General features: G+C 49.3%; 11 protein-coding genes. 6 read left to right on the plus strand and 5 right to left on the minus strand.

Going from position 1 to position 11,088, the window contains the following annotated elements:
- Positions 1-54: 54 nt before the first annotated feature.
- Together fmt and VN105_RS22725 are read right to left on the minus strand one after the other, a co-directional pair.
- Positions 55-984, minus strand: coding sequence for a methionyl-tRNA formyltransferase (gene fmt, locus VN105_RS22720; protein WP_325644512.1), 930 nt, complete (start codon positions 982-984; stop codon positions 55-57).
- Positions 985-1,222: 238 nt separating this feature from the next.
- On the minus strand, positions 1,223-2,389 hold the full coding sequence (locus tag VN105_RS22725) for a DUF1343 domain-containing protein (RefSeq protein WP_325644514.1): 1,167 nt from the start codon (positions 2,387-2,389) through the stop codon (positions 1,223-1,225).
- A 92-nt stretch (positions 2,390-2,481) separates the two neighbouring features.
- Here VN105_RS22725 and VN105_RS22730 point away from each other — a divergent pair, with 92 nt between their 5' ends.
- Complete coding sequence (locus tag VN105_RS22730; RefSeq protein WP_079470987.1) at positions 2,482-2,910, plus strand: FKBP-type peptidyl-prolyl cis-trans isomerase; 429 nt, start codon at positions 2,482-2,484, stop codon at positions 2,908-2,910.
- 130 nt (positions 2,911-3,040) lie between these two features.
- Here the strand turns inward: VN105_RS22730 and VN105_RS22735 are convergent, their stop codons facing one another.
- Together VN105_RS22735 and metE are read right to left on the minus strand one after the other, a co-directional pair.
- Positions 3,041-3,247: a cysteine-rich CWC family protein gene (locus VN105_RS22735; protein WP_325644517.1), complete on the minus strand. Its 207-nt coding sequence runs from the start codon at positions 3,245-3,247 to the stop codon at positions 3,041-3,043.
- Between the two features lie 58 nt (positions 3,248-3,305).
- Positions 3,306-5,597 carry a 5-methyltetrahydropteroyltriglutamate--homocysteine S-methyltransferase gene (metE, locus tag VN105_RS22740; protein WP_325644519.1) on the minus strand — a complete coding sequence of 764 codons (2,292 nt, stop codon included), beginning with the start codon at positions 5,595-5,597 and terminating at the stop codon, positions 3,306-3,308.
- Between the two features lie 233 nt (positions 5,598-5,830).
- Here metE and pepT point away from each other — a divergent pair, with 233 nt between their 5' ends.
- The 3 genes from pepT (at position 5,831) to VN105_RS22755 (ending at position 8,248) form a co-directional block, all read left to right on the plus strand.
- Entirely contained in the window at positions 5,831-7,039 is a 1,209-nt protein-coding gene (gene pepT, locus VN105_RS22745) for a peptidase T (protein ID WP_414647257.1), read from the plus strand.
- 86 nt (positions 7,040-7,125) lie between these two features.
- The gene (locus VN105_RS22750; protein ID WP_325644523.1) at positions 7,126-7,842 is read left to right on the plus strand and encodes a MotA/TolQ/ExbB proton channel family protein; all 717 of its coding nucleotides are present in this window, start codon (positions 7,126-7,128) and stop codon (positions 7,840-7,842) included.
- A gap of 10 nt (positions 7,843-7,852) precedes the next feature.
- A complete protein-coding gene (locus VN105_RS22755; RefSeq protein WP_079470398.1) occupies positions 7,853-8,248 on the plus strand; it encodes an ExbD/TolR family protein in 396 nt (131 codons plus the stop codon).
- Positions 8,249-8,305: 57 nt separating this feature from the next.
- Here VN105_RS22755 and prmC read toward each other — a convergent pair whose 3' ends face one another.
- Positions 8,306-9,160, minus strand: coding sequence for a peptide chain release factor N(5)-glutamine methyltransferase (gene prmC, locus VN105_RS22760; protein WP_325644527.1), 855 nt, complete (start codon positions 9,158-9,160; stop codon positions 8,306-8,308).
- A gap of 105 nt (positions 9,161-9,265) precedes the next feature.
- On the opposite strand from prmC, the gene ribD reads away from it, so the two are divergent.
- Positions 9,266-10,309 carry a bifunctional diaminohydroxyphosphoribosylaminopyrimidine deaminase/5-amino-6-(5-phosphoribosylamino)uracil reductase RibD gene (ribD, locus tag VN105_RS22765; RefSeq protein ID WP_325644529.1) on the plus strand — a complete coding sequence of 348 codons (1,044 nt, stop codon included), beginning with the start codon at positions 9,266-9,268 and terminating at the stop codon, positions 10,307-10,309.
- A 25-nt stretch (positions 10,310-10,334) separates the two neighbouring features.
- Positions 10,335-10,937, plus strand: a complete 603-nt coding sequence (locus VN105_RS22770) for a YigZ family protein (protein WP_325644531.1) — start codon at positions 10,335-10,337, stop codon at positions 10,935-10,937.
- Positions 10,938-11,088 lie beyond the last annotated feature (151 nt).

Raw genomic sequence — 11,088 nt, forward strand, 5'->3', positions numbered from 1 at the left:
GTAATCAGCGAAATCATCAAAATCAGTGTTCCAAGACAAAAGCCGAAGGCTTTCTCACGCAAAGCGGTAACCCCGCAGAAACGCCTCCACATCCATTCTCTTCTTGCCTTCCAGCTGGATCTCATCCAGGTAAAGGTAGCCGTCGGGGGCCGCTATTCTGATGTAAGATCTCTGGTCAGTGTCAAAATCGCCTGGTGCTTTGGCTGGCTTGGTGTGCTCTTTGCGGGCCTTGTAAATTTTCAGGGTTTTGCCCTGGAAAAGGGTCCATGCCGCCGGATAGGGGCTCAGGCCGCGTACCAGGTTGTAGATATCATCTATTGGTTGCTGCCAGTTGATCTGGCAGGTTTCCTTAAATATTTTGGGGGCATGTTTAATGTCGGCTGCGGGGATATGCGCCTGCGGCGTTTCTTTTACATTGCCGGCTGCAATGGCCTGTACCGTTTTTAACAGCAAACGGGCGCCTGTATGCATCAGTGCGTCGTGCAGTTCGCCGGCGGTTTCATCCTCCCGGATGGCTACTTCGTCGCTGAACAGAATGTCGCCGGTATCAATTTCATGCTGCAGCTTGAAAGTGGTAACGCCAGACGCTTTTTCACCGTTGATGATGGCCCAGTTGATAGGCGCAGCACCACGATAGTTGGGCAACAGTGATGCATGTACATTGATAGTGCCTTCCGGCGGCATATTCCACACTATTTCCGGCAGCATACGGAATGCTACTACCACCTGCAGATCAGCTTTTAAGTCCTTTAAAGCGCTGATGAAGTCCGGGTTTTTCAGTTTCTCCGGCTGCAGCACTTTTAGTCCTTTACTCACTGCATATTGTTTCACAGCGCTTTGCTGCAGCTGTAAACCGCGACCAGCGGGCTTGTCGGGAGCAGTGATCACGCCTACTACATTAAATCCATTCTGTACCAGTATATCCAGGGAGGCCACTGCAAAATCAGGGGTACCCATAAAAACAATGCGAAGATCTTTACTCATAGGATGCAAAAATAACGACCTTTCGCCGATTTTAATGAATGTGATGGTAATCGCCTCAAATATAGCGTGGCAGGGGAGAGGAGTGGCTTAGCCCATACAGGGGCGTTGCACTAAAGGTGGACTTGATGCGGAGCAGAGGTGGACTTGATCTGCCTCCGGGATAATCTCAAAGGGAGATAAAAAAGCAGGCTATTGCTCGCTTTTTATCTCCCTTTATTTTATTATGAACAGTTTACACTTAATACAGCAAATACTTTGCCCGGATAGCTTTAAACTTCGCTAAACCCGGCTCCCAGCTTTTGCGGATCTCTGTTTCGGAAAGTCCTTTTACGATCTGTTGCTGCAGGATGTTGTTACCCGCCAGTTTACTGAAGAAAGGGATAAAGAACTTTGATTTATCGGGAAACATACGATATGCATCCAGCAGCCATTTCAGTTCAATTTTCCTGCCGGCATGGGGTGTGGCTTCCGGTGCGTTGCTCAGGTCAAAGCCGTAGCAGAGCTGGTCTTTCAGCACCGGGGTTGGATTAATGGCGCTGGCGCGGGGTGTAAAAGAGTAGCCCTGTTTGGGAAAAGAAGGTGAGCCGTATACCTGGAAAGGCTTATCTGTGCCGCGTCCCAGGCTAAGCGCTGTGCCTTCAAAAAAGCAAAGTGAGGGATACAGGTTAATAGCGGCCATATTGGGCAGGTTGGGAGAGGGTTTGATGGGTACGCGGTAAAATGTTTTATGACTGTAATTTTCACAGGGGATCACTTTAAGATCGCAGTGTACGCCGTTACGGAGCATGTGTTCGCCGTTGAGCATGCGGGCATATTCCGCAACGGTCATCCCATGTACTACAGGAATGGGCTGCATGCCAATAAAGGAACGGTAAGTGGTATCGAGAATGGGACCGTCTACATAGTCGCCGTTGGGGTTAGGGCGGTCCAGGATCACCAGCGTTTTTTTATTTTCCGCAGCCGATTCCATCAGCTCCTGCAGGGAAGAGATGTAGGTGAAAAAGCGGGTGCCCACATCCTGGATGTCGAACAACAGGATATCCACATCTTTGAGATCGGCTGCGGTGGCTTTACGGTGCTGTCCGTACAACGATACAATGGGAATACCGGTAGCGGAATCAACGCTGTTGGCTACTTTTTCGCCATGCCCTGCATTGCCGCGAAAGCCGTGTTCCGGGCTGAAGATCTTTTGAATTTTTACATGCAATTTCAATAGGGTATCTACAAGATGTGTTTTATCAATGGTAGCGGTTTGGTTCACCATCATAGCTACCCGCTTGTTTTTCAGCAATGGCAGGTAACGCGCGGTTTGTGTGGCGCCAGGTAATACATGTTCCGCGTACTGCGCGGAGGCTTCATACAGGCATCCTGCCAGGAGGATGCAAAGGAGGAGAATACGGTTCATACCGTTAAGATAATGCAAAGCTTTAAAAAGCGGGTATTATAGCTCCTTTTTGTATCTTGCGCGTAATTATTAACACTAAACAATTAATATTTATGCAAACTGTTAAAAACGGGGATACAGTAAAGGTGCACTACCATGGCCGTTTAACGAATGGAACTACCTTTGATTCTTCCGAAGGTAGAGCTCCGCTCGAATTCAAGGTAGGCGCCGGCATGGTGATCAAAGGTTTTGAGAATGGTGTGCTGGACATGAAAGTTGGCGACAAGAAAACCATTCATATCCCTGTTGACCAGGCATATGGCCCCAAAAGCGATGAAATGATCATGGATTTTCCAAAAGAAAATATCCCTGCTGATCTGAATCCTGAAGTAGGTATGGAACTGCAGATGAGCAACCCACAGGGACAGGTTTTCCAGGTAAAAGTAGCTGCTATCGGCGACGAATTTATTACCCTGGATGCTAACCACGCACTGGCTGGCGAAGACCTGGTTTTTGACCTCGAACTGGTTGAAATCGTATAATATTCAGGTATCTTTTTATTACGGATGCAGCATAGTTGTTTAAACTATCCTGCATCCGTAATTTTTTTTCCGGGAGATGGGAAGATGGCGTAAACCAGCTTTGCGGAAAACCGGTTGCCGGGAATACTGCTCAGGAAGAGGCCTCCGGCTGCCGGTAAATAGCCTGCATTTCACGCAGGCAACCGGCACAAAGACAACCACTATAATGCTGCTGTATAAAGTATCGTTCTTCTTCAGTTAACACCACATCCTGGCACTGGCAGCGCAGGATTGTGCCTACGCGGCATTCGAAGGTGCGTTCGCACCGCGGACAGGATACGGTTTCATGACATGCCATTCCTAAAATTACGGATTTCAGGCGGCATTTGGTAAATGCAATGCAACATTGCATGGTGCTAACTGCCCACAGCCAGCCGCACATTTTTTGCAGCGGTAACCATGTTACGCAATGCCATTTCCGTTTCCGGCCATTTCCTTGTTTTCAGCCCGCAGTCGGGGTTTACCCAGATGTTACGCAACGGCAGCAGCGCCGCTGCCTTATGCAGTAATGCCTCCATTTCCGCTACTGCCGGTACTCTCGGCGAATGGATATCGTACACGCCGGGGCCGGTTTCATTCGGATATTTAAAGCCTGCAAACGCTTCCAGCAACTCCATTTGTGAGCGCGATGTTTCTATGGTGATCACATCTGCATCCATAGCAGCAATATGTTCAATGATATCATTGAACTCCGCGTAACACATATGCGTGTGTATCTGCGTGGCGTCATCTACCGTGCTTACCGCCAGGCGGAAGGCTTTCACCGCTTCGCTGAGATAAGCGCTGCGTTGCGCTTTGCGCAGTGGCAAACCTTCCCGGAGCGCGGGTTCATCTACCTGTATCACGGTGATGCCGGCATCTTCCAGGTCTTTTACTTCATCGCGGATAGCCAGGGCAATTTGCATGGCGGTTTGCATACGCGGCTGATCATTCCTTACAAACGACCATTGCAGGATAGTAACCGGACCGGTGAGCATGCCCTTAACAGGCCTGTTGGTAAGCGACTGCGCAAAACGGCTCCAGGCAACGGTCATGGGTGCAGGCCGTTGCACATCTCCAAAAATAACCGGTGGTTTTACACAACGGGTACCATAACTCTGCACCCAGCCGTTTTGTGTAAATACAAATCCATCCAGCTGCTCGCCGAAATATTCCACCATATCATTTCGCTCAAACTCGCCATGCACCAGCACATCCAGCCCCAGGTTTTCCTGGCGGTAAATGGTTTCTGTAATGGCCTGGCGGATATCGGCGTTATAGGTTTCAGGAGTGATGACGCCTTTTTTCAGATCGGCGCGGAGTTGTCTTATTTCCGTGGTTTGCGGGAAGGAGCCGATAGTAGTGGTAGGAAATAAAGGCAGTTGTAATACCGATTGCTGTAATTTCTGACGGTGGGGGAAGATGCTATGCCGCTGCGTATCCGCAGTGGTAATGCTTTGCAGCCTGGCTTTCACTTCCGGCACATGTATCCGGGGCGATATCCTGCGGTTGTTCATCAGGGCTTCATTGTCGCTGAGCAGGGAAGTGTCGCCGCCGATGATTTGTTTCAGCGCTGTTACTTCGGCTACTTTCTGTTTGGCGAAAGCCATCCATTGTTTTATTTCCGGGTCCAGTGCGGTTTCGTTTTCCAGGTTGTACGGCACATGCAGCAGGGAGCAGGAAGTGCCCAGCAGTACCCGTTCTTCACCGATCTGTTGTATAGCTTTTTTGATCAGTTGCAAGGAGGCGGCGTAATCATTTTTCCAGATATTGCGGCCATCCACCACGCCGAGCGATAATAATTTATCTGCCGGTAATGCGGCCAGTACAGTATCCAGTTGCTCCGGAGCCCTTACCAGGTCGATGTGCACAGCCTGTACGGGAAGCTCCAAAGCCAGGCTGGTATTATCTTCCAGTCCTCCGAAGTAAGTGGTCAGTAATATTTTCAGGGAAGGCAATGCCTGGCTTACAGCGGTGTATGCGGCCTGGTAAAGGTCTCTGGTGGCGGGGTCCAGGTCGGTCACCAGGAAGGGCTCATCCAGCTGTATCCAGCTGGCGCCCGCCTGTTGAAGGGACCTTAACAGTTCAATATATACGGGGAGCAGTTTTTCCAGCAGCAGGGAATGTGTCAGGTCATCTCCCTTTATTTTCCCTGATAGAATAAAGGTAACAGGCCCCACCAGTACCGGTTTGGTAGTGATACCATCACTCAGTGCTTCTTTGAATTGGGCTACACATTCAGGCTGGTGTAAGCTGTATTGCTGGCCCGGCTCAAACTCCGGTACCAGGTAATGATAGTTGGTATCAAACCACTTGGTCATTTCCAGGGCGGTAATATCAAAGTTATTCTTCTGGTAACCCCTTGCCATGGCGAAATACAGCTCCGGGCAGGCTGGGTTGGCAAATGTTTGCTGTAATGCTTTGAAGCGGGAAGGAATTACCCCCAGGGTGATGCACATATCCAGTACCTGGTCGTACCAGGAGAAATCGTTGGAAGGGATGAGGTCAATACCGGCCTCCTGTAACAGGCTCCAATTCTCTTTTCGTAGCTGCCTTGACGTTAGTTCAAGACGTTCCAGTGAAATTTTTCCGGCCCAGTAGTTTTCGCAGGCTTTTTTCAGCTCCCGCTGGCTACCTATTCGTGGATAGCCTGGTATGTTGGTAAGCATATATAGGATGTATTTTATTCTACACAAACCTATCATTATTGCATCTTTGTTCGATACCTTGATGAAATTTTAGATTTTTGTCTTATAAAAAGACGATTTGAAAGAATAATTTACTGTTTATCATATTGTGAGAGGTGGTAAAACAGAATAATCTACGGCAGGGGTGTGAAGTTGTTTTTCCTTACGTTTGCAATATGTTTACAAATTACTCATATACAGTAGATAAACGCTTCATGCGTTACGCACAGATAGATACACAGTCGGACCCGACGAGCAGCACTTTTCCTACCACTGAAAAACAGAAGGACCTTTCCCGGCTGCTGGTAAAAGAATTACAGGAAATGGGTATTACCGATGCAGCACTGGATGAACATGGCTATGTGTACGCCACTATCCCGGCCAATACAGATAAGAAAGTACCGGTGATCTGTTTTTGTTCACATGTGGATACTTCGTCCGACAGCAGCGGTACCGGCGTGAAGCCCATTGTACATCGCGGCTATGATGGCGGCGACATTGTGCTGCCGGATGATGAAACAGTAGTGATCAGTGCAAAAGAACATCCTTACCTGGCAAGCAAAAAAGGCGATGATATTATTACTGCCAGCGGTACCACGCTGCTGGGAGCGGACGATAAAGCCGGTGTGGCGGAGATCATGGACGCTGCTAATTTCCTGATGACACACCCGGAAGTAAAGCATGGAAAGATCCGCATCCTGTTTACACCCGATGAGGAAGTAGGCCGCGGTGTGGAAAAAGTGGATATGAAAAAACTGGGGGCGGATTTTGGTTACACCATGGATGGTGGTGAGCTGGGATCCCTGGAAGATGAAAATTTTTCCGCCGATGGCGCCAAAATTACGGTATATGGTATCAGCGCGCACCCGGGCGCCGCAAAGGATAAACTGGTAAGCGCCATTAAAATAGCCGGTGAAATCGTTGATGCGTTACCGAAAGACAGTCTTTCCCCTGAAACGACCGACGACCGTGAAGGATTCATCCACCCGGTACGTATACAGGGTACCGTGGAAAAAACAGAAATAGACTTTATTATCCGCGATTTTGAAACGGCTCACCTGGAAGCGCATGAAACCTTCCTGCGCCGGATCATGGATAAGGTACTGGCAAAGTATCATGGTGTAAAAGCCACCCTGAAAGTAACAGCGCAATACCGCAATATGAAAGAGGTGCTGGTAAACCACCCGGAAGTAACCGCCCATGCAGCGGAAGCTATACGCCGGGCGGGTGTGCAACCCCTGAGAATGAGCATCCGCGGCGGTACAGACGGTTCCCGTTTGTCGTTCATGGGGCTGCCCTGCCCCAATATCTTTACGGGCGAAATGGCGCTTCACAGCAAACATGAATATGTGAGCATACAGGATATGCAGAAAGCGGTGCAAACAATTGTGTATCTGGCACAGGTTTGGGAAGAGAAGGCGTAAAATATTGCAGTGCACATTAGCAAATATTTTATTACTTTAACCGTTTATAGTAGTGATCTACTTATGCACCCGTTAAAATATAGTTCATGTTGTTAGGTTTTATTACATTATTACAGGATTCTCTTTTACTTCCTAAAGCAGATACCGTAGCTCAGGGCATTGCCGCCAACGGCGCCCCGGCGCCGGAAATTCATCTCATAGATATGCTGATGAAGGGCGGTGTGCTGATGATCCCTTTAGGCATCCTCTCCCTGATAGCTGTGTATGTATTCGTGGAAAGGGCTATTACCATCAGTAAAGCCGGCCGGCTGCCTGATAACTTTATGCCTATGATCCGCGACCAGATCACTTCCGGTAATATGCAGTCCGCCAGATCGCTGGCCAAAAACACTTACGGACCCATTGCCCGGATGATCGAGAAAGGCATTCAGCGTATTGGCAAGCCTATTGAGAACATTGAAAAATCAATGGAAAATGTGGGCAAGCTGGAAATTTACCGGATGGAAAAGAACCTGGTGATCCTGTCTATCATTGCCGGTATCGCCCCCATGTTCGGGTTCCTTGGTACCATTGCAGGTATGATCCAAACCTTTTTCAACATCTCCATCACTTCAGATATTACACTGGGCACCATTGCCGGCGGTATCTATGTAAAAATGATCACCTCCGCTTCGGGGTTAATTATCGGTATCGTGGCTTTCATTGGCTACAGTTACCTCAATGCCCAGATAGATAAGGTAGTAAACAAGATGGAAGGCGCTTCTGCTGAATTTATCGATATTCTGCAGGAACCAACCCGCTAAAACCACCCTCATGAATTTACGCAGACGAAATAAGAGGCAGGTGGAAATGCACAACTCGGCACTGAATGATATCCTGTTCATCCTGTTGCTGTTCTTCCTGATCGTTTCCACCCTGGCCAATCCGAACGTGATTAAGCTGTTGCTGCCCAAAGCCAAGAGCAATACCAAGTCGAAACAAACGGTAGTAGTAAGCATTAACGATAAACGCGAGTTTTTTGTAGGCACCAACAAAGTGACCTTCGATCACCTGAAACAGGCGCTGGCGCCTTCTATCGGCAATGAAAAGATTGATCCCACCATTGTGATCAATGCAGAAAAATCTGTGCCGGTGGAAGATGTGGTGAGTGTGATGGAAGTAGCCAGGGAGATGGGCGCCAAAGTGGTACTGGCCACTGCGCATAAGTAATAATGCTTTAACTTTTTAACAGGACCTGGCGATATGATCTCGCCAGGTCTTGTTGTTTTATATCTTCCGGCCCTTTACCATCCTGTCTTTCCCAAACATATCCTGCTTCAGTATTACTTCCGTAAAACCGGTTTGTTCCATCAGTGCAACTACTTCCTTTCCCAGTGCTTCGTTGATCTCAAAATAGAGCGTACCGCCGGGAACCAGCCTGGAATGGGCCATTTGGGAAATATGCCGGTAAAAGAGCAACGCGTCGTTATCCGGCACAAACAGTGCGAGGGAGGGCTCAAACCCCCAAACTGATTCCTGCATACCGTTTTGTTCGCTCTGCGTGATATAGGGCGGATTACTCACAATCATGTCAAACTCCGGGAGGCCCGCCATTTGTTGCGGGTTCAGGGCGTCCATATGCAGGAAACTGACTTCCAGCCGTAGCCGTGCGGCATTGCTGCGGGCTACTTCCAGCGCGCCTTCACTTACATCTATGGCAGATACCTGTGCATCCGGTAAGGATTTTTTCAGGGCCAGCGGAATACATCCGCTGCCGGTGCCAACATCCAGCAGGTGAAGCCTGTGCCGGTGCGCTGCATCATGTACCACCCATTCCACCAGTTCTTCCGTTTCCGGGCGGGGGATCAGCACATTTTTATTTACCATCAGTTCCATGCCGTAAAACCAGCTGCTGCCGCTGATATATTGCACCGGTTCATGCCGCTGTAAGGCTTCTATGGCTAGTTTCAGCCGTTGGTTCTGATCGGGGGAAAGGATCTTTGTTTTATGAACAATCCGGTCCAGTTTACTCATGCCCGTTAGGTATTCCATTACGATATGGGCAATATTGGCGGCTTCCCGCTCATCATAGAGTTCACTGATGGCGCCTGTAATATAGGTAAAGGCCGTTTGTATAGTCAATATAATCAGTTTAAGAGATGTAAGCGGAAAAATGCAGACCAGTGGCGGCTTTTTCCATTCGTTAAAAACGATACATTTGCAAAAATATTATTTCGTCCGGTGATTATGAATAGCACGTTCAATGAATTTTATATGCAGCGTTGCCTGGAGCTGGCCGCCATGGGCGCCGGCAGGGTGGCGCCAAACCCGATGGTGGGCGCCGTATTGGTGCACCAGGGGCGTATTATCGGCGAAGGCTATCACCGGCAGTACGGGCAGGCCCATGCAGAAGTGAACTGTGTGAACAGTGTGGGGGAAGAGGAGCGTTCGCTTATCCCGCTGGCCACTATGTATGTAAGCCTGGAGCCCTGTGCGCATCATGGTAAAACGCCGCCCTGTGCGGATCTTATCGTGTCGCAGGGAATTAAACAGGTGGTGATCGGATGTGTGGATACCTTTTCCGCCGTAGCCGGAAAAGGTATTGAAAAACTGGAAAAGGCAGGCGTACAGGTGGAAACAGGTGTGCTGGAAGCCGAATGCCGTCAGATCAACCGCCGTTTTTTTACCTTTCACGAACAGCAGCGGCCCTATATTGTGCTGAAATGGGCACAAAGCAGTAATGGCCTGATCGCAGGGGCAGGCGGGGCGCCCGTGCGTATATCCAACCAGTACAGCGACCGCCTGGTGCATAAATGGCGCAGCGAAGAAATGGGCATCCTGGCAGGTACCCGCACGGCAGTAAACGACAACCCCCGGCTTAATAACCGGCTGTGGACAGGGAAAGACCCGGTTCGTCTTATCATAGACCGTCGCCTGCAGGTGCCGCGTTCACATCATGTATGGGATGGCAGTATTCCTACCATTTTTATCACGGCAGCCGCTGCGGAAACCCATGGCCTTACCGAAACCCTGCCGCTCGATTTCAGCGCTGCATTGCTGCCGCAGCTGATGCAACAACTGCACCGGCGGCAGATCCAGAGCATCCTCGTGGAAGGCGGCAGCGCCACATTGCAGCAATTCATTGCAGCCGGCCTGTGGGATGAAGCGCGGGTGATAACAGGTACAGGCACATTGCCGGAAGGACCCGCCGCACCCGTGCTCACTAATGCCACGCTCACGCACAGCCTGCAGGTAGCGGGCGACCGTATTGATTTTTATTATCCCGCGTAGTTGTAAACGCGTATAAATTATTTTGATGGAGGTTTATTTTACGATCGATAAAACAGCTGTAGCAGAATTTAAAGACAGGGGAAGCAAATTCCTGGCCTACGCATTTCCCGTTAAATCGCCGGAAGAAGTGAAGGAATGTATGGCAGAAGTGAAAAAAGAACACCCCAAGGCCACCCATCACTGTTACGCCTACCGCCTTGGTACTGCCGGCTTGCAGTTCCGCGCCAGCGACGACGGGGAGCCTTCCGGTTCCGCCGGCAAACCCATCCTCGGGCAAATAGACAGTAAGCAGATTACGGATGTGCTCATTGTGGTGGTCCGCTACTTTGGCGGCAGCCTGCTTGGCGTACCCGGGCTCATCAATGCCTATAAAATGAGCGCAGCCATGGTGCTGCAGCTGATCCCCGTGATCCAGAAAAATATAGAAGCAAAATATCATCTCAGCTTCGACTATACCATCATGAACGATGTAATGATGGCAGTGAAGCAAAATAACTGCACCGTTATTTCCCAGGAACTCCAGCTATTCTGCGAAATGGTGATCGGTGTCCCCAAATCAAATGAAGAGCTCTGCCTGTTACGCTTAAAAGATATTTACGGATTGCAGGTGCAACCACAAAAAGCCTAGCAGCCGCCAGGATGACCCTGATTAATACCACATGTTATAACATGTAGATAGGAATCCGTACATCCCGGTTATCTCCCCCAAAAAATTAACCGGATGTAATATAAATTTCCTTAAATTTATTTTTTGTTAACTGGGATTTTCTTAACCCGTT

Origin of the sequence: Chitinophaga sp. (assembly GCF_035564935.1) — a bacterium.
Lineage (GTDB): Bacteria > Bacteroidota > Bacteroidia > Chitinophagales > Chitinophagaceae > Chitinophaga.